Annotated in this window: 13 protein-coding genes; 8 read left to right on the top strand and 5 right to left on the bottom strand. The window is 47.0% G+C overall.

The window, feature by feature from the left end; all coding sequences use genetic code 11:
• The first annotated feature begins 26 nt into the window (after window positions 1-26).
• On the top strand, window positions 27-410 hold the full coding sequence (locus tag EBR25_03640; GenBank protein NBW40079.1) for a hypothetical protein: 384 nt from the start codon (window positions 27-29) through the stop codon (window positions 408-410).
• A 9-nt stretch (window positions 411-419) separates the two neighbouring features.
• Here the strand turns inward: EBR25_03640 and EBR25_03635 are convergent, their stop codons facing one another.
• On the bottom strand, window positions 420-1,862 hold the full coding sequence (locus EBR25_03635; protein NBW40078.1) for a hypothetical protein: 1,443 nt from the start codon (window positions 1,860-1,862) through the stop codon (window positions 420-422).
• Between the two features lie 253 nt (window positions 1,863-2,115).
• Complete coding sequence (gene trxA, locus EBR25_03630) at window positions 2,116-2,442, bottom strand: thioredoxin (protein ID NBW40077.1); 327 nt, start codon at window positions 2,440-2,442, stop codon at window positions 2,116-2,118.
• A 368-nt stretch (window positions 2,443-2,810) separates the two neighbouring features.
• Here trxA and EBR25_03625 point away from each other — a divergent pair, with 368 nt between their 5' ends.
• A complete protein-coding gene (locus EBR25_03625) occupies window positions 2,811-3,683 on the top strand; it encodes a hypothetical protein (protein NBW40076.1) in 873 nt (290 codons plus the stop codon).
• Window positions 3,684-3,860: 177 nt separating this feature from the next.
• A complete protein-coding gene (locus EBR25_03620) occupies window positions 3,861-5,114 on the top strand; it encodes a thiolase family protein (GenBank protein NBW40075.1) in 1,254 nt (417 codons plus the stop codon).
• Between the two features lie 260 nt (window positions 5,115-5,374).
• Here EBR25_03620 and EBR25_03615 read toward each other — a convergent pair whose 3' ends face one another.
• Window positions 5,375-6,235 carry a flagellin FliC gene (locus tag EBR25_03615; protein ID NBW40074.1) on the bottom strand — a complete coding sequence of 287 codons (861 nt, stop codon included), beginning with the start codon at window positions 6,233-6,235 and terminating at the stop codon, window positions 5,375-5,377.
• Window positions 6,236-6,787: 552 nt separating this feature from the next.
• Window positions 6,788-7,648, bottom strand: coding sequence for a flagellin FliC (locus EBR25_03610; protein NBW40073.1), 861 nt, complete (start codon window positions 7,646-7,648; stop codon window positions 6,788-6,790).
• 678 nt (window positions 7,649-8,326) lie between these two features.
• On the opposite strand from EBR25_03610, the gene EBR25_03605 reads away from it, so the two are divergent.
• From EBR25_03605 to pgsA, 3 genes are all read left to right on the top strand, one after another.
• Window positions 8,327-9,187: a flagellin FliC gene (locus tag EBR25_03605; GenBank protein NBW40072.1), complete on the top strand. Its 861-nt coding sequence runs from the start codon at window positions 8,327-8,329 to the stop codon at window positions 9,185-9,187.
• Window positions 9,188-9,485: 298 nt separating this feature from the next.
• A complete protein-coding gene (locus EBR25_03600) occupies window positions 9,486-10,112 on the top strand; it encodes a DUF4124 domain-containing protein (protein NBW40071.1) in 627 nt (208 codons plus the stop codon).
• Window positions 10,113-10,136: 24 nt separating this feature from the next.
• Window positions 10,137-10,784 (top strand): CDP-diacylglycerol--glycerol-3-phosphate 3-phosphatidyltransferase, encoded by a 648-nt coding sequence (gene pgsA, locus EBR25_03595; protein ID NBW40070.1) that lies wholly within the window; start codon window positions 10,137-10,139, stop codon window positions 10,782-10,784.
• 52 nt (window positions 10,785-10,836) lie between these two features.
• Here pgsA and EBR25_03590 read toward each other — a convergent pair whose 3' ends face one another.
• Window positions 10,837-13,551: a TIGR03960 family B12-binding radical SAM protein gene (locus tag EBR25_03590; protein NBW40069.1), complete on the bottom strand. Its 2,715-nt coding sequence runs from the start codon at window positions 13,549-13,551 to the stop codon at window positions 10,837-10,839.
• Between the two features lie 160 nt (window positions 13,552-13,711).
• On the opposite strand from EBR25_03590, the gene EBR25_03585 reads away from it, so the two are divergent.
• Together EBR25_03585 and ftsY are read left to right on the top strand one after the other, a co-directional pair.
• A complete protein-coding gene (locus tag EBR25_03585) occupies window positions 13,712-17,293 on the top strand; it encodes a hypothetical protein (protein NBW40068.1) in 3,582 nt (1,193 codons plus the stop codon).
• A 131-nt stretch (window positions 17,294-17,424) separates the two neighbouring features.
• Window positions 17,425-19,074: a signal recognition particle-docking protein FtsY gene (gene ftsY / locus EBR25_03580; protein NBW40067.1), complete on the top strand. Its 1,650-nt coding sequence runs from the start codon at window positions 17,425-17,427 to the stop codon at window positions 19,072-19,074.
• Window positions 19,075-19,076 lie beyond the last annotated feature (2 nt).

Below are 19,076 nucleotides of genomic sequence, written 5' to 3'. Positions count from 1 at the left end.
ACTCGTAGTGTTCTACAGAGGTTTTTATGATTCGGTTTCTCCTGTCACTTTGTATTACTTGGTCGATCTCATCCTGGATCCTTACAGAGACCTACTTCTTTTTTCCATCCATGAAGACTGCAATCGAGGTTGTTGAGGAGTGGCTAACGATACCCCGCCATGACGAGTGGGACATGCACCGAATCGAGCGAGAGCAACTCGCACTTGAGCGGTCTCTTTCAAGATTTTCTTTTTCTCACGAACTCAAAAGCCAGCGTTCTCCGATTACAAGTTCTTCTATCGAGCAGACGATGAGAGTCAATTTCATGCCGACACAATTTGAGCGTTTCTCAAGCAATAATCCCTTTGCGATCCAAAATTCTTCTTTTGAACGCTTCTCTCGGAAAAATGGTTCATTTTGGTGGAGCTAAAAGAAAGCTTTAGACATTTGCCTGAGAGATAGTAGTCTTTGAGAATTTCTGGGTAGTTTCGGAGTGCTTCATTCTTCCCGCTGAGGGCTTTCTATCTTGAGAAGCTCTATTGCTTCTATGAAAGATCGAGCGACGCTGTGGTGCTGTCACTTGGTCCATGTTTTTGTATTGAAGCAAGGAAGTCAGATGCTCTGGCGAGCGAGATTCTGAGAATCGTAGTTCATCTTCAGTCACGCCAACAACATTGAGATACTGGAAATCACCCCCCTCACATTTTTGCGGGTATGTTACCTTTGAGAAGGGCGTTAGAAATATTCCTGTAATTCCGTCCTTGCTTTCTGGATGACTTTTCGACAGCACTGTTTCAGTTCCCATTCCCATACCTGCGGAGAGTGACTTTTTGCGAAAACTTTGGTGGAGTATCCATGCTAGAGTCATGGCTTTCTTCGCAACGGTCAAGGTCTGAGCTGCGATTGACTTCGTATTGCCCTCTGCCAATTCGGTTGCTTCAAGTTGAAATACGAATTCACAAGGGAGTTCTGTTTCTGTCGAGGTCTGATAACGAATTCCATCAGTTGATAATAGAATAGTGGAGCGAGAAGAAGAAGGATGATCGGCTTGTAGAAAAGCGGCAACGTTTACGTATGCCTCACTTTCGGTATAGTTCGCCTGAAAGAATTCTCGGTCATAGCCAAGGCTTTCAAGCTCCTCAGCAAGATTTAGTGAGAAGCGAGTAAGCGGTTCACCATAGCACGCCTCAAAAAGCTCCCATGCATTATTCAAAGTAGGCTGACAAAATTTCGACTGAATTGATACGCGCTTCAACATGTTCAGTTTGTCAGCAATAAAAATATCCGAACCCGCGAACCAGTCATCTATCCCTGCACCTTGACGATTATGGAGAGCAAATAAATTTCCAATAGATGAGATTTGCCCAGAAAAACCATCAACAACAACTTCAGTACGGATGGATTGAATTAATCCCTTTATCAACTTTCGAGTGGTTCTCTCGGTGTACTTTATCTGCATTTCTATCGGAAGCAATACATATAAGTGTTGTGTCAGTTCCGCTGTCTCCACGACTGCAGGATGTTTTTCTCTCTGATATGGGATCAGTTCGCTACATTTTTCGAAGCAGACTTTCAAACGTTGATCTTTTCGTAGTGCAATCTGCTCTTGATGTCGATGCGCAGAGGTCTGTTCAGTGAGGGAAACAAATAATATCCCTAGGCTTTCGAGATATACAGACTGTTCAAGGCTGAGGAAGCGCTTGATAGTTTCGTTGAGAGCTTTTCGGAGGTGTTCTCTCTCACTGGTTGTTGTCTTTTTGAAGAAGTGCTTGGTATCCATTCGGCTCTCAAATAACGAAGAAGTCGATCTCTTGTTTTTTATATAATATTTCTTCCGATTTCTAGCCCCGGTCCGAATCTTTACTTTCTTAGAAGAAACCATTGTATCAAATACCTTATAACCGACAGGTTCGGCAGTCTTATGTGCTATTATTCAGATGCTTTTCTTTATCAGCGCAGAGATGAGACAACTGTACTCGTTCGAAGGGCGTTACCCTCATGCCGTGGAATTTGCTTCGTAACCACAGGCGCACAGATACCTTCGCTGTCGAGTCAAGGAAAGACCTTTCGTCGCGTCTCTTTTCGCGAAAATTATTCTCCGCTGACGTCTTTTAAAGACTATGAGTACTACCAGCCTAGAGTGCTTTATTAATAGCGTCTGAGAGTTGTTCCTTTGGTACAGCTCCCACGATTTGATCGATTACCTCTCCACCTTTGAACAATACTAAGTTTGGTATTCCCCGTACTGAGTATTGGGATGGAGTTGATGGATTTTCATCTACATTCATTTTTACTATTTTCACCTTGCCGTCGAACTCACTGGCAAGTTCCTCTAAAATAGGAGCGATGCTTTTACACGGACCACACCAGGGAGCCCAAAAGTCAACTAAAGTTGGAAGAGAAGATTCAAGAACCTCTTGTTCAAAGTTCGAATCAGCAATCGCTTTAACATTTTCTGACATTGATAATTCCTAAAGTTTAGTAACAGGTATCTTAACCCCTGTACGATAAGCACTCTCGAGGACGCTTTCAAGCACTCAGAATGGGGTTTTGTAGCCCTTTCTGGTTGAGGTGTTGGGCGGTTGGCCTACCTTTGGTTTAATCAGTGAACCCTGTGCCAAATAGACAAACAATGTTATACGCGCAACGTGCTGTAAATACAGTCTTTAATAAATATTGATATCAGTTAGCTTGAGATGTCTCACTAAATTCTTCCCTTCGGTGAATCCAAGTACTGAGTCGCTCATCTTAAGCTTTAACCGAGTTAAAGCTACGTAATATTCGGTCGAAACTGATTCTGCACAACAATCTGTTTCACTGAGGAGGTAAAATGAGCTCACAAAAACTATCGAAAGACAGTCAGTCGAAAACTATCGTCTATACCGTGGATTCCTTTGAAAACGGGCTTGCCGTGGGTCAACATGTGGTACGCTCACACCACGACGCTCTTCAGCAGTTTTCTTTAAGACTTCCGGGAGAGCAGCGGCCGGTTCGACTCCGTAGTCGGTATTTCATAGAGCAAAAAAATCATCGAGGGGAGCTTGAAAAGCTGCTCAAGCGGTTGTCCTCTCAGGGAAAACTAAGACACACGCTGATTATATTCGGTGTAAACAATGATCCGTTACATCCTTTTGAGGGAAGATTTGATGCGTCTATGAAATTTTTCTCGCTCTTTGAAAGATATACTCCAGGTCTCCTCTGTATTCAGACACGGTCGCCACTCTTGGTACTCTCTCTTCCTGTACTTAAACGCCTGGGAAGTCGGTGTATAGTTAATTTTGGATTAGAAACTCCTCTCGAGAAGATAGCTCAGCGTTATACTCCAAGTCTTCCTCGAGTGGAGGAGCGTTTAAAAGCGATTCGCTCCTTATCACGATTTGATATCCCCGTAAGAATTCAGGTGAGTCCAGTCCTTCCCTATGGAGATTGGCAGAAAGATGCTGCCGACTTTGCCCAATGTATTGTAGAGAATGCCTATGGGGTAGATGTAAGAAGTCTTTCCAATGGCTCGAAAGAGCGTGAACGAGAGCTGAGGGGAGTTCCAGTTGCCACTAAGCTGGCCCAAGATAGAAAGTTTCACTGGCTTCGACCTGACGCTGCTACCCCTCTGCGGGAAGCCCTTAATCGGCTTTCCCCAAAAATCTTCACTCCTCCGAACTGCGAGCATCTCAAGGACCCTCAATTGAAGATTTTTGCAGCATAATCGTTTTCTGTCGTTCATAACTCACCTTAAAGAGGCACCTCATTGACCCAGAGGTGCCTCTTTTTTTTGCACCTGCATTTCTACTCAATACTTGCGACCATGAGTCAGCACTCATGTTCTTGTGAGACATCTGTCTTCAGAGTAGGGTAACCATGCAAATCTATTGAGGAGTAAGCTATGACCAGAGTCGCGCTCGTTGGAGGAAAAAGATCTCCATTTACACGAGCTGGAACACTTTTGAAAAAGTTCTCATTTCTAGATCTCGGGATTCATGTGGCGGAGAAGACAGTTGAAGATCTTGAGCTTTCTCCATCAGACCTCGATGAAATAGCCTTTAGCACAGTTCTCTTAGATCCTCGATTCCCGAATGCCGCTCGTGAGCTTGTCTTGCGCTCTAGTCTTCCGAAGAGTCTCTCTGGTCATTTTGTATCAAATAATTGTATCAGTGGATTAGTCGCAGTGAACCTCATTCGGGATGGAATCGCGTGTGGGCGAATTCAGAGTGGACTTGCTGGTGGTGCTGAATCGATGTCTCAGCCTTCGCTGACTCTTCGGCGTGACGCGGAGAAATTTTTTCTTAACTTGAGTATGGCTCGAGGATTCAAAAACCAATTGAAAGCGGCGCTGAAATTTAAGCCAGGGTATCTCCTTCCTGTTCCTCCGAGTCCTAAGGAGCCCTCAACCGGGCTGACGATGGGACAGCACTGCGAGCTCACTGCAAAGGAGTTCGGTATTAAACGTGAGGAACAAGACGAATGGGCACTGCGGAGTCATAAGAGAGCAGCAGCAGCGAAGGAGTCTGGAATACTTGATACAGAAATCGCGCCGATTGAGGGAGTTGATAGCGATAACTTCATTCGAAAGGAAACTTCACAAGAAAAGCTCGCTAGTCTGCGACCAGTTTTCGACCGGACTGCATCGGGGACTCTGACAGCAGGAAATTCGAGTGGGCTCACAGACGGTTCTTCTCTGGTGTGCCTCATGTCTGAGGAGAAGGTAAAGGCAGAGGGAAGAGAAGCCCTCGCATATATCGATGCCATAGAGTTTGCTGCCATTGACCCGAAAGATGGGCTCTTAATGGCTCCAGCACTTGCACTCCCGAGATTACTGGAGCGCCAGGGGCTCGGTGTCGCTGATATAGATATTTTTGAGATTCATGAGGCATTCTCTGCGCAAGTTATTGCCAATCGGATGGCTTGGGCCCAGGGATGGAGTAAATATCCAAAATTGAAGCCGTTTGGTGATATCCCTGATGAGAAGATAAACATGAATGGAGGCTCAATCGCTATCGGTCATCCATTTGCTGCAACGGGTGGACGTCTTCTTTTAAGTGCTGCGGGAGAGTTAAAACGGAGTGGAAAAAAGCGGGCAGTTATCAGTATCTGTGCCGCTGGAGCTATGGCAGGGGCGGTACTACTTTCAAGAGATTAGGTGAGCTGCTCATCAATGGAAAGAAGACATCTTCCTCTGTTCATGTTTGTGAATCAGAGGAAGATGTCGTTCGGGTGCAGCATCATAAACATCTCCTTCAGCTCTTTATGAATTTGGGCTCGTTTAAAAGCCAGGTCTTACCAGTTTCCCAGTAAGACCTGGGCAAAAGTAGCGAGGCACCAAAATCTGTTACTTCCGTTCGGCTATGCTTGAAGCAATCGGGTGAGAATGTTCACCTCGAAGGCTTCAGATTGAACCTATTAGCCGAGAAGCTGAAGTGCCAGCTGAGGTTGCTGATTTGCCTGAGCAAGAACGGCAGCACCAGCCTGCTGAAGAATGTTCAGTCGCGTTAATTCAGCTGACTCCTCCGCTACGTCAACGTCGCGAATTCGGCTCTCTGCAGCTGCGAAGTTCTCGCGAGAGACAGAGAGATTCTTGATTGCGACGCTTAATCGCGCTTCTGAAGCACCGAGATTCCCTCTCTGTATTGCTAGAGAGCTAATTGCATTATTGACTGCATCAAGTGCAGCACGTGCAGCGGATTGTGCTCCATCTCCAGTGGAGGCCGAGATAGAATATGAAATCGCAGAACTTCCAGTGTTCGCAAGGCCAAGAGCTTGTAGGGTTCCTTCAACTCCAGCAAATGATATCTGCGATGTTGAAGCTGAATCAAACCCAACTTGAAGCGTCGTCGTACCACCACCAGAAAGAAGGTTTACTCCGTTAAAAACGGTGGTGACAGCAATTCGCTCAATCTCGGATGCAAGAGAAAGAAATTCGTTTTGAAGTGCTGAACGTTGGTCATTCGAATACACTCCGTTAGCTGACTGTTCTGCAAGTTCTGCAAGTCGACTAAGAACGTTTCCGATCTCTCCTAGTGCCGAATCAGCAATGGCAATCGTTGATATTCCATCATTTGCATTTCGAATAGCAACATTTGCTATTCGTTGATCGGCTCTCAGGGAGTCAGCGATTGCTAATCCAGCCGCATCATCTGCAGCTCGGTTGATTCTCTGACCTGAGCTTAAACGTTCAAAGGTACGACTAAGCGCATCAGTGCTTAGTGCGAGTCGTCTTTGACCCTGTAAAGAAGATATGTTTGTGCCAAGTGTGATACCCATTGTTTCCTCCGTGAAATAAAGAATCGTCTCACTAGCAGCTCATACCGCTAGAGATATACTGCAATCCATTGCAGCTCGATTCGTGGGCGTAAGTTCACTAATTTTCAATGGGAAAGGTTTCTGAGGTCTTTCCCCGCTACTTTTCTGGTACTGCCTTCGGTACTGCGAGTTGCTTTCGAAACAGGAATGTTTCTGCCAGCGTGGTAAGAACTTCACGACTACTTATCCTTACAAATGAGGTAACGGTAGAGCCGTAGATTTTCTTAAGCAAAATATACGGGTAATACCCATATTTCTTGAAACTATTGAAAACTCAGGGGGTTAGAAAAAAAATCCAGGCTCGACTTCGTGGAAAGAAGCAGAGCCTGGAGCAGAAAGTAGCGAGGCACTAAATTCAGCACCTACCTTCGCTTGTAGAATCCCTTGGTGCCTAGCCAAGAGTAGTTCCCCTATAAAGAGGAGAGGGGAAGATCTGCTCCGATGGCGAAAGATGAGTTGAGAGTTGGAAGTATCTCTTCGCAGCTTCTCCTATCGGAGCAGATTTATTTCAGTTTATCCAATTAGGGATAATGCTAGCTGTGGCTGCTGGTTAGCCTGTGCAAGCACTGCTGCACCAGCCTGTTGAAGAATATTCAACCGAGTCAGCTCAGCAGATTCTGAAGCTACATCCACATCACGAATGCGGCTTTCAGCAGCAGCGAAATTCTCTCGAGAGATCGAGAGATTTTTAATCGCTACACTGAGACGAGCCTCAGTTGCACCGAGATTTCCGCGCTGTACCGCAAGAGAGGTAATCGCAGAGTTTACTGCATCAAGTGCAAATCGTGATGCCGACTGAGCTGCATCACTTCCGGCTGCCGTAATTGAGTAATTCAGGGCTGAAGACCCCGTAGTAGCCAATCCGAGCGCTGCTAGTGTTCCTTGTACCCCTGAGAACTGAATCTGAGAGGTAGAGGCAGAACTAAAGCCGACCTGGAGAGTGGTTGTGGCACCACCAGAGATGAGAGCAACCCCGTTAAACACGGTGGTCGAAGCAATTCGCTCAATTTCTGAAGCGAGTGAAGTAAACTCATTCTGAAGCGCGGAGCGCTGAGAATTTGAGTAAACACCGTTTGCGGATTGTTCTGCAAGTTCTGCAAGTCGACTAAGTACGTTTCCAATCTCTCCGAGAGCCGAATCAGCAATGGCAATCGTCGAGATACCGTCGTTCGCGTTTCGAATTGCCACTGAGGCAATTCGTTGGTCAGCTCTTAGGGAGTCAGCGATCGCAAGACCAGCTGCATCGTCACTCGCCTTATTAATACGCTGACCTGAACTCAGCTTTTCGTACGTGCGCGTTAGAGCGTCAGTGCTCAGGGCGAGTCTCCTCTGACCCTGAAGGGATGATATGTTAGTACCAAGAGTAATACCCATGGCTTTTTCCTCCTTGATTATACAGAGCCAGCAACTAGTCGATCCTTGACCGGCTGATACCGAGATCTAGACCGAAGAAACTCGATCTATCTGACTCCAATTTAGCAATTTACATGGGAAAATATGAATTTTCCCGCTACTGTCCGTCAGCGAATACTCAACACAATCTCATTCACAGAAAAACGTCTGGGGCAGTGAAAGACTGTTGAGGAACTACATCCTCCGCCTTAAAAGGGGTTACGTCTTGGCAAGAAAAATTCTGAAATCGAAAATGGAGCGATCATGAAAAATGGTAGTTGTTCTTAAGAATTTCCACCATAAGGGAATATGAGTTTAATAACTCTGGCGCCTACCGTATCAAGCGTTACTGATTTACGGAGAATACATTTGCGAACTGACAATTAGACAAACTGAGAGTAACGTACTTTGAAAAGAGTATCGCTAAGAGTTTGAAAGGTTTGAAACAAATCAAGCAAGTCATTTTTCTCTTAAGTATTTTTCAAGCTATGCCGTCCCCCTCTTTGTGTGTGATGCGGGTGGATTGTCACTGACCTACAGAAAGAGACTTCATTCGCAACTAATTAAAGATGTGGCCCTCATCGCCAGTTTGAGCAGTGTAACTGCCGGTGTCTATGGAAAGACGCTGTGCTGGTGTGAGCTTTCAAGGAGGAAAAGAAGATGGCTGTTACTCTTGGAAACAATATCGCGTCCCTTCAGGCGCAACGTCGACTCGGAATAGCGACTGACCAACTAGGAAGAACCTTTGAACGTCTAAGTTCTGGTCAGCGTATTAATAAGGCGAGTGACGATGCGGCTGGTCTTGCTATTGCTGACTCTCTTCGTGTGGAACAAAGGATTGGTATCGTAGCGATTCGAAATGCTAATGATGGTATCTCGAGTATTGCGGTTGCTGATTCGGCTCTCGGAGAGATTGGAAACGTACTTAGTCGACTTGCAGAACTTGCAGAACAATCCGCAAACGGTGTGTTCTCAGTGGTTCAGCGTTCAGCTCTGGCGAATGAATTCGTATCACTTGCTTCAGAGATTGAGCGAATCGCAGTAACAACAGAGTTCAACGGTGTTAAACTGTTATCGGGCTCTAATACCCTTACCTTACAAGTTGGTTTTGACTCAACGTCTACCTCTCAGATCTCCTTTAGTGGGGTCCAGGGAACGTTGTCATCGCTCGGACTTGCATCGTCAGGGAGTTCAGCACTCTCGTATTCAATCAACGAGTCTACAACTGACGGAGGTCAGTCGGCAGCTCGCGCGGCTTTGGATGCGGTGCAGAATGCGATTCAGTCACTTGCTTCTACCCGAGGTACTCTTGGTGCAACAGAAGCTCGATTGAATGTTGCGATTAATAACCTTGCTGTTGCTAGAGAAAACCTAGCTGCTGCGGAAAGCCGAATTCGAGATGTGGACGTTGCATCAGAAGCGGCTGAATTAACGCGACTCAACATTCTTCAGCAGGCTGGTGCTTCGGTTCTTGCCCAAGCAAACCAGCAGCCGACATTGGCTCTTAACCTACTCAGTTAGGTTGAAAAATAGGCTTCGGGCGGGAGAACTCATCTCTCGCCCGTCTCCCTCTCCTTTCCAGTGAGAGGGGGAAAGGAGAAAGATTCTCTCAACTCAGGCAGAAAGATGAGTAGGCATGAGAGATTTTGTACCACTGGTACGCATTTGTTGATGTTTTACCTCGCTACTTCCAGGGTGATGGAAGGGACCGTCTGGGGGCGGATGGTCTCTTCCCATCACTCTTTTTCTTTTAATTTCGAAAAAACGTGCTGGTTCCGAGAGAGTTTGCTAATTTTTACCCTGAAGATTAGGGGTAAAAATGCGAGACCGCAGATATTCTATTGTTTTTCTATTGCTCCTTATTGTAGCACTCTTCCTCCCGTCGACTGTATGTGCTGATGGAAAAATTTATGTATACACAGACTCCCACGGGGTCGTGAGATTCTCTTCAAAGCCTCCTCCTGCAGGAGTAGAGGCTCGTATTTTTGAAGGAAGAAAAAGCGGATTCTCTTGGTATCGAGGAGGAAAGAGGCCCCCAGCAAGACTGTTTAAACATCGCTACTCTACAGTTATTCATTCAGTAGCGCGTGAGTATGGAGTCAAAACGTCTCTTATTCGTGCTGTCATTCACGTTGAATCTGCCTATGACCCTGCGGCTGTTTCCCCGAAGGGCGCCCTCGGTTTAATGCAGATCATGCCTTTTCATCTCAAGTCTCTTGGAATTGAGGATCCTTTCGAGCCCAGTCAGAATATACAGGGAGGGGTCAAACTTCTGTCGAAGTTATTGAAGCAATATGATGGGGATACAAAAATCATGTTGGCAGCATACAATGCTGGAGAAAATGCTGTAAAAAAGTTTAATGGAATACCACCATTTTCAGAGACGCAGAATTATATTCGAAAAGTTCTGCAACTTCAGAGCTTATATGCGGAGGCTGGGGCTTAGGAGTTACGTTTAGGATAAAGCAGCATGAGAATAATGATCCCCAATATTGTTTCACTTCTCCGATTAATCGGTATTCCAGTGTTATTATTTTTTATGGCGATACGCGCTGAATTGCCGTGGTGGTCTACCAGCATGTTTTTTCTTCTACTTGCGGTTACGGATGTGGTCGATGGCTGGTTGGCTCGCAAACTTGATGCTGAAACAGACTTCGGTGCGTTGCTTGACCCTCTTATCGATAAGTTGTTGATCCTCTGTCCCTTGATTACTCTGGTCGGCATGCGTTCCGTAGAAACAAACTATGTGATTGTTCCAGCATGGATGGTTGTCTTGCTCCTTGCGCGTGAGTTGTGGATTACGGGACTTCGTGGTTTGGCCGCTACCAGGGGAGTCGTCATTCAAGCGGCTGAGCTTGGAAAGCTGAAAACATTGCTTCAAGTGATTGCAGTTACTTTTCTGTTGATTGAGGATATCACTCTCTTTGAGTGGTCCCGCCAACAAATTACTGCCCAGTATATAGGTCTTCAGAGCTTACTCGGTGCTATTATCTTGGCGTATATTAGTGGCCTCGAGTACACCATGCAATTTTTTCGCGTTGTATCGAATTCTGCTCCCGTTCAACCGACACAGAAGGGAAGAAAGTCATCCTCTTTTCTTCTCGGGCGTCGAGCGTAGAGATTTGTGCTCTAGACTACTCATAAGCCCTTTTGAAATAGGCGATAGCACTCTATATCGAGCTGACTTTTCTCACCAAGAATTCTATAGCTGAAAGTCCCGTTAAAGAATCAACGACCTCAAGGGGCTTTAGAGTCCTTCCATCCGGAAGAGAAGTAATAGAAAACCGCACTTGGTGGTCTTCTGGATGGACATCCTTTACGAAGTCAGTAATTGCATGAGTTGTTTCTTTTTGCTTTCTCCGTCGCGTGACAGTTTTGCCTTGCCAGTTTGGACCGATCATTTCAACAAGTGATGTCGTTGCTAGCACCTTTTCGGAATGCGGAGACAAAGAAGTGCCTGAAAGACGAGCAATGAATGTGGAAGTGACATTATGAGCAGGAATATTTTTCGCATTTCGGGGTAGGGATTCAGCCTGAATAATTGAAAGGCCCTCCGGGAGTGTTTTGTTGAGTTCTCGGACCATCGTGTCTTCGTTCATTTTTTCAGTGAGGATGACGTCAACAAGTTCAGCAGAGCTTTCAACTCCAAGCTGGATTGGTGGCCCGAATGCAAATCGAGGTCTTGGAGTAAATCCTCGAGAGAAGGCGACTGGTAAATTCGCTCTCCGCGCTGAACGAAAGAGCATTGATGCCATTTCAAGATGTCCATGAAATCGAGCATGACCAATTTTCGTGTAAGTAAGACGATAGCGAAATGCGGATTCGGCTGGTACAGCCACGCCTCGGACGCCATCCTCAGCCATCTCGGTTTTTAAGTACTCTTTCAGTGTATATACAGACTGTTCTGGCTTTGGAGTCGCTGTCCTTTGTCTAGAGCCTTTCAATAGTTGCAGGATTTCGTCGTTTGATGCCCCCTCCGCCTTTTTATCAAGTATTGGTTGCCAGGGAGGAGAGATAATTGCGAGGCGACTTTCGCTTCGGGCTCGATCAAAGAGAACATTTCTCACCCCATCATAGTCGCACGATCCACAGGTAGAACAGCTCTTGGTTAAACAGTCTGGTGTTGTTGTTGTACGCTGGGCCCTCTGCCATTCCTTGAGGAACCAGCGCTTTGGGATATCACAACTGATATGATCCCATGGAAGCGGATCATCGCCCGATTTTTCTCTGAGATAACCATGAGGGTCTATTTGACACGCTTCGAAGGCCTGCATCCAGAGATCGAAAGAAAGTTGCTCCATCCATCCATCTTGGCGTGTTCCTAGTTGGTATGCTTTAAGTATCACGGCGCTCAGTTTTCTATCACCACGTGCAAATACTCCTTCAAGAAAGCTCGCCTGAGATTCATGGTATCGATAAAAAATCTTTCTTTTCCTGAGCTCACGGAAGAGGAGCTCTTGTCTTCTTTTCGTCTCGACTTCTGATATCTGCTCTGACCATTGGAATGGGGTATGAGGTTTTGGAACATGGGTCGAGACACTAATGGTAATTTGCTGACCTTTGCGCGTAAGTGCTTGAACTCGAGTAGCGATATCGAGAATTCCCAAGATATCTTCATCGGTTTCCGTCGGCAGTCCAATCATGAAATAGAGCTTAATGCTTGACCATCCAAGCTTCAGAACATTTTTACAGGTATCAATAATTTGTTGATCGGTTACCCCCTTATTGATCACATCCCTCAGTCGTTGCGTGCCAGCTTCAGGAGCCATGGTAAAACCGGTGCGTCGAACAGGCTGAACCTCTTGTAAGAGTTCGGGAGTCAGAGCATCAACTCTCGTAGAAGGGAATGAAATTGCGAGCTTATCACTTTCTGCGAATTCGTCTTTCAGGATTTTGAGCAGAGGCAGAATGCTGCAGTAATCAGCGGTGCTGAGCGATAAAAGAGATAGCTCTTCAAAGCCCGTTTGTTGAAGTGCTTCGCGGGTGAGTTCTCTAATCTCCTCTGGAGCCCTCTCACGTTGCGGTCGATAGAGGTATCCTGCTTGACAAAAGCGGCAGCCACGAACGCATCCACGCATCACCTCAACGGCCAGACGGTCGTGCACGGTTTTAATATTCGGTACAATAGGCTGTTTGGGAAAGGGTGCATTCTCTAGGGATGCCAGTACTCTGCGATTTACTGCTGTATAGTCTGAGTAGCGAGGCGTGAATCCTTGAAAGGAGCGGTCTTCTCCGTAGTTTGGACTAAAAAAGGCCGGAACATACACCCCAGGAATTCGAGAAAATTCTCTTAATTGTTCGTGCCGTGTTAGCTGTTTGCAGCGTAAGACCGCTTCAAGAAATTCAGGTACGAGCTCTTCGCCGTCTCCTATAAGAAAGCAGTCAAAGAAATCAGCAAAGGGCTCAGGATGATATGCAACGGGACCTCCGCCAATGATAAGAGGATCTTTTTCTTTCCTCTCAGATTGCAGAAGAGGAATCCCTCCAAGATCAAGCATTTGTAAGATTCCTGACATGCACAGTTCATACTGAAGGCTAAACCCTACTATCTCAAACTCAGACAGTGGTCGCTTTGATTCAAGTGAGGTGAGCCTCATTTGATTTTTTCTGAGGATTTGCTCCATGTCTGGTAGCGGGGTGTAGGCGCGTTCGGCCCAGAATCTTTCATCCCGATTGATGAGGTCATACAAAATCTGATACCCCGTGTGAGACATTCCCACCTCATAGGTATCTGGAAAAGCCAAGCACATGCGCAAAGCCACTTCAGAGTCGTTTTTGACGATAGAGCCCTTTTCGCCTCCTAAGTACTGAGCAGGCTTCGTAACATTCAGAAGGTGGGAATCGGAGATTTCTTGTGAGCATGACATACTGCCTTTATCCTCCATATTTCGTGAGATTGGAACCTCCACCCCTTAAACGCAGGCGCTTCATGGGTATTTTTTCGCTGGTTGACCCCTAGAAAGCTGGTTTTTTCACGAAATATGAATAAAATCAAAAGACTGGGACATGCTCCCCGAGATTGGGTGCTAGGAGACTTTAATTCAGTTGAAGTTTAGTTCTGTTCTCGGTATTCATGTTGGGGTGGCCCAAAAGGGCGCCGTCATAACAAGGTTTGAAAATACTATGCGAGTTTCACGGCTAGAGATCTTTGGCTTTAAGTCATTCATGGAGCGTTTGGTTCTCCCTATAAAAGATGGTGTGACCGGTGTGGTTGGTCCCAATGGTTGTGGGAAATCCAATATTGTTGATGCTCTCCGGTGGGTCCTTGGTGAAACAAATGCGAGGAGCCTTCGGGGTGGTCTCCTTGAAGATGTTATATTCAATGGAACCGATAAATTGCGCCCTTTGGGTTTGGCGGAAGTCTCTCTTACCGTATCTTCTGACGGTGAGAGTTTGTTTGATGACATCATTGGAAACAGCAGAGAGGGTGAGTTGCAGTCTCAACTCGATGAAGCTGAGGCGCATATCGAAGAGGTCTCACAACAACTGAAAAAAGTTCAGAGGATAACCGCTGATGACAGCGACTGGGTTACACAGGAAGCGGAGGGCGAAGCTGCTCCTGAGACTCGAAACACTGAGCATGACCAATCGGCGGAGAGTTCTGCTTCTGATAATGATGAGGGTGCCCCGAAGTTACGGGTGCTTTCACCAGGAGACTCTTTCTCAGAGGATGATTCTCTCTCGGATGAAGAGATCACAGCGGATGAATTGGGGGCGCAGCATTACTCATCTACACTTTCAGCAGGTGTTTCAGAGCAAGTGCTCCAACAAAAATTTGGCTGGCTAAAGTCTGTAAGTGAAGTGCAGGTTACCCGTAGGCTGTATCGGAGCGGGGAAGCTGAGTTTTTTCTCAATAAAACCCCTTGTCGATTGCGGGATCTTAAGGAGTTCTTCCGGGTCATCGGAATTTCAGCTCGTACTTTCACGATTGTTGCTCAGGGTGAGGTGAGTCGAATTGTCACTGCAAAGCCTGAGCATCGGAGACAAATCTTTGAGGAGGCAGCAGGAGTTCTCGGTTTGCGAGACAAGATAGCAGCTTCCGAGCGTCGACTGAAGGATACTGCTGATAACATCGCTCGCCTAGAAGACATAGAGCGAGAGATAGAGCGACAAGTGAATAGTTTGAAGCGACAAGCTTCCCGTGCTCGACGCAGGGAGTCTCTCAAGCATGAGTTGTATGAGAGTGAAAGTAGCCTTTTTCGAGAGAAGTTAAGACGAGTGAGCGCTCGGAAGAGAGAGCTTAGCGAGGTCGTTGCTACGCTTGAAGAGCGCGAGCAAAAGATTCTTTCAACTACAAGTGGGGCTTCTGGTGAAGAGGAGGTGTTGCGTGGCGAGCTTTTGGCCACTGAGTTGCTTGTAGAGCAGTTGCGAGAGCAGCTTGATGCCCTAAAGGAGGAGGTGAATGTTCGCGGAAGGAAGGAGGAGTCACTGAAGGGTGCACAGCACGAACTCAAGATGCTATTCGAGGCGAAGGGCACTGAAGGCAAGCGAGTCGTTGAACGGCTGAATACACTCCTGGATCGGAAGAATCAGTCCCAACAACGGATGGCGACATTATCAGCCAAGGAAGAGTCGCTATCACAAAAGCTCCGCGAGTTAGAGGTCTCTGGAGTGGATCGGTTACAGCAGCTCGATGAGGAGGTTCGAGAGCTTAGAAAATCGATTCGAGGCAGAGAAGAGCAGAGCCAGGGTCTACGGGATGTTCTCCGGAAAGTCGAGGGGGAGCTGGACGCAACTCGTAAGCAGATGCGAGAGCAGGCTCGACCTGAGGTATTGAATCATGACGAGAGTCAAAAGCTTGAGAGTCTTATTCGGAGCATTGAGGGAGATATGCCCCGAGTATTTGCCGAGCTTTTTGAAGTTGAGCCCGAGTATACAAAAGCTATACAGGCTGCGATTGGAGAGAGGGCGTCATATTTCGTGGCTTCTCGGGCTGCGGATTTAGCCGAAGTTTTGGGAGAGTATTCCGAGCAGCGCCAAGAAGCATTAGATGAGTCGGGCTTTTGGTACGGGCTTCTTCAAGGTGCTCTTGAAGAGAATCAGAGCAGTGGTGAACCTGTTATTGAGCAGGAAGTCGAAGTCCCGCTGAATGCTATGCCTGCTATGAGTGTGGTTACAGCAGAGCCACTTGCGCAGTCCCTGTTAGGCAGTTTGTTGTCGCGGGTTTTTATTGTTCCGTCCTTCGCTGAGGGATTGCAACTGTTTCGCTCAGCTGCAATTCCTCCTGCTTCTCTCGTGGTTACGAGAGCAGGTCAATGTATCTCCCCAGAGTCTATCTCTGTGCCCCAGAAAGAGAGGGGGTTGTTGGATATACAGCAGGAGATATCTCAGCTTGTGCAGAGAAAAGAGGATATGGAATTGCAGTTCTCAGGGCTAGAACAGCAAATTATGGCTGAGCGTCAGACGCTTACAGAAAGAGAGGAGGAGCTCGGAAAGGCGCTCCGTCAGAAGCAGGAACATGAGCAGGCAGTTCGTGAGATGAGTAAAGAGCTTGGTTCAATTAAGGGATATCTCTCTGCCGAGCAGCAGGCCCTTGAACAGGTTGAGCACGATATCATTCGCTCGCGGGAGTATGAGGTTGAATTGCAGAACCGAGTACAAGAGCTTGAGCAGAGAAGAGAGACGGTTGAATCGGAGCTCGCTGAGTTACTCAAGAGTGATGCTTCAGGTCTCCATACAAATCTCAGAGAGTTGGTAGAGCAGCTCAACTCAAAAGATTCTGAGCGAAGAAGTTTACGCGAGCGATTCGAAGAGGCGCGTGGTCAGGCAGAAGTTGAGCGACGTGAATTGGAATCTCTTCGCCAGACACTTGCCACTCGAAAGCTTGAACTTGAGCGCGGTAGTATGGAGATTGAGCATATTCATGAAAGCATTCAAGAGCGTTTGCCAGAGGAGTATCAAGACCGTGTTCTCGACCATGAGGGTGAACAGATTGAAGCGGATGGGATAGGGGATCATGCGTTAGAAGACTTGGAAGAGCAGGTCCGGAATATTCGAGCGCAACTTCTCCGAGAGGGAGAGGTTGACCCAAGTTCTATTGAGAGATTCGAAGAAGAATCAAAGCGGCTTGACGATCTGAAAGCCCAAAAGTCTGATCTGGAGGCTGCGTCACTCACTTTGAGAAAGACCGTTCAGCTGCTTCGTGAGCAGTCTGTCGAGCGGTTTCGGGTAACCTTCGAGAGTGTTCGCGAGCATTTTATCAAGTTGATGCCGAGAGTCTTTGGAGGAGGAAGTGCAGATCTGGAGCTAACGAACGATGATGATCCGTTGGAGGCAGGAATAATGATTACTGTTCGACCTCCAGGAAAGAAGCCAAAGTCTCTTGACCTCCTTTCTGGGGGTGAGAAGGCGCTTTGTGCCACAGCTCTCATTGTAAGTTTGTTTTTAGTTCGTCCAAGTCCATTATGCGTTTTGGATGAAGTTGATGCTCCGTTGGATGAAGCAAACCTCGTTCGCTTTCTCTCGTTGGTAAAAGAGATGAGTTCGGAGACGCAGTTCTTGCTCATCACGCACAATAAGGCATCGATGAGTGCTGCGGACCGATTAGTGGGAGTGACCATGCAGAGACCTGGCTCCTCGTCGGTTCTTCAAGTGTCTCTTGAAGAAGCTTATGCACATGTTGCCTGATATTTGCTAAGGTGAGGCTTGCAAGTTGTGGTAGGGGAGCATGTTATTCCCACACGTAGGTTGGTCGATGGCAAAAAAATAGAGATTTCGGTGAGCAGGAGGACCAGTGGTGGGATGGAATTGTTCGTTCATTGTTTCACGACTCTGTTCACAACAATAGAGAGCTCATAACAAGACAAGCGGAGAAGATGGATACCATGCTACAGAAACTGATGAATATTATAGAGCAATACGGAAGTGGAAACCCCCAGTTTGATCTCTCTCTTGTTCTTTTCGTGCTGATTGCATTCGCCATTGGACTGATCGCTCTTTCGCTCTTTGCCGGCGGACGAAAAAAGAAAAGCTCCTTAGACACCATCTCTGAAGGACGCGATCGATTAACAGCACTGGCTGGAAAGTTTGAGAAGTTAGAGATGAATGCGAATTCATCCCGGACTGAGCTGAGGCGCGAGGTCGAACTCTTAAAGGGCAGGGTTGAAAAGCTCGAGCAAGGTGCGGGCATAGCTTTTACTCCGCCAGTAGGAGATCCAGAGATTTTGGAAACAGATGAGGGGGTAGCAGTCTCATCGGCCGATGATATTGAGCAAAATTCAATCGAGATGGCGGCGCCCAAGGGGATGAAGATCGACAAGCCGAGTGATGACGTCGGTGGGTTATCAGAGTCGGTCGCGAGTGAAGACAGGGTCGCGAGTGAAGACAGGGTCGCGAGTGAAGAGAGGGTCGCGAGTGAAGATAGGGAGCTGAAAGATGAGAAGAGCGCAGAGCCGAAGAGTCTTTCTTCGGGTTTAACCAAGACTCGCTCTGGATTTTTTAGAAAAATGAGAGAAGTGTTTTCTGGTCGTTCTGTTATTGACGAAGAGACGCTAGAGGAGCTTCAGGCTTTTCTGGTCAGTGCAGATCTTGGACTGAAGATGGTTGATTCGCTGATAGAGCGATTACGAGAAGACGTTCGGCGGGGCGATGCCGTCACAGAGGAGGCATTGTTGGAAACGCTTCGAGCGAACGTAAGCACGAGGCTTCAGCAGGTGGGGCTAGAGGTTCATCCGATTGAGCCGACTCGGAGAGACGGTGGCCCTACTGTTGTTATGATGGTTGGGGTGAACGGAGTTGGAAAAACAACGAGTACTGCCAAGTTGGCTCTTCAATGGAAGTTGAAGGGAGCAAAGGTTCTGATGGTTGGAGCGGATACATTTAGAGCCGCCGCTTCTCTCCAGCTACAAAAATGGGGGGAAGAACTCGACATCGCTGTACATGTAGGAGATGAAGGAGCAAAACCCGCTGCCGTTGTCTACGATGCAATGGAAAAAGCAAATATGGAGCAGTATGATGTAGTTCTGATAGACACGGCAGGACGATTGCATACCAAGGGCAACCTGATGCAAGAGCTTGAGGGTATCAAGAATATAGTCAGAAAGAGTCAGCCCGATGCTCCTCATGAAATCTTACTCGTTATTGATGGAACTACGGGGCAAAATGCTTTGCAGCAGGCGCAAGAATTTCATAGCAGTGTTCGGCTAACAGGCTTGGTTGTAACCAAACTCGACGGCACCGCTCGTGGCGGCATGGTCGTTGCTGTGCAAGATGAGTTGGGTGTGCCTGTTCGCTACATTGGTATCGGTGAAGCAGCAGAAGATCTGCGTCTCTTTGAAGTGTCATCCTTTATAGCGGCTCTATTTAATAGAGAAGATATAAGTGAATTGTCGGCTCCGAGTGCGCATGCAAAGCGTCGCCGTCGTAGGCGTGAAGAAAATCATGAGGCTGTTGCCGAAACATTTTCATAATT

This window comes from bacterium, assembly GCA_009926305.1.
In the GTDB taxonomy this organism is placed as follows: Bacteria; Bdellovibrionota_C; UBA2361; order UBA2361; family RFPC01; genus RFPC01.
This window is presented reverse-complemented; position numbering and strand designations above follow the sequence as displayed.

Bases quoted from the DNA above. Each gene is read 5' to 3' on its own strand.
- EBR25_03640 (NBW40079.1), top strand. From the start codon at position 27: ATGATTCGGTTTCTCCTGTCACTTTGTATTACTTGGTCGATCTCATCC.
- EBR25_03635 (NBW40078.1), bottom strand. From the start codon at position 1,862: ATGGTTTCTTCTAAGAAAGTAAAGATTCGGACCGGGGCTAGAAATCGG.
- trxA (NBW40077.1), bottom strand. From the start codon at position 2,442: ATGTCAGAAAATGTTAAAGCGATTGCTGATTCGAACTTTGAACAAGAG.
- EBR25_03625 (NBW40076.1), top strand. From the start codon at position 2,811: ATGAGCTCACAAAAACTATCGAAAGACAGTCAGTCGAAAACTATCGTC.
- EBR25_03620 (NBW40075.1), top strand. From the start codon at position 3,861: ATGACCAGAGTCGCGCTCGTTGGAGGAAAAAGATCTCCATTTACACGA.
- EBR25_03615 (NBW40074.1), bottom strand. From the start codon at position 6,235: ATGGGTATCACACTTGGCACAAACATATCTTCTTTACAGGGTCAAAGA.
- EBR25_03610 (NBW40073.1), bottom strand. From the start codon at position 7,648: ATGGGTATTACTCTTGGTACTAACATATCATCCCTTCAGGGTCAGAGG.
- EBR25_03605 (NBW40072.1), top strand. From the start codon at position 8,327: ATGGCTGTTACTCTTGGAAACAATATCGCGTCCCTTCAGGCGCAACGT.
- EBR25_03600 (NBW40071.1), top strand. From the start codon at position 9,486: ATGCGAGACCGCAGATATTCTATTGTTTTTCTATTGCTCCTTATTGTA.
- pgsA (NBW40070.1), top strand. From the start codon at position 10,137: ATGAGAATAATGATCCCCAATATTGTTTCACTTCTCCGATTAATCGGT.
- EBR25_03590 (NBW40069.1), bottom strand. From the start codon at position 13,551: ATGGAGGATAAAGGCAGTATGTCATGCTCACAAGAAATCTCCGATTCC.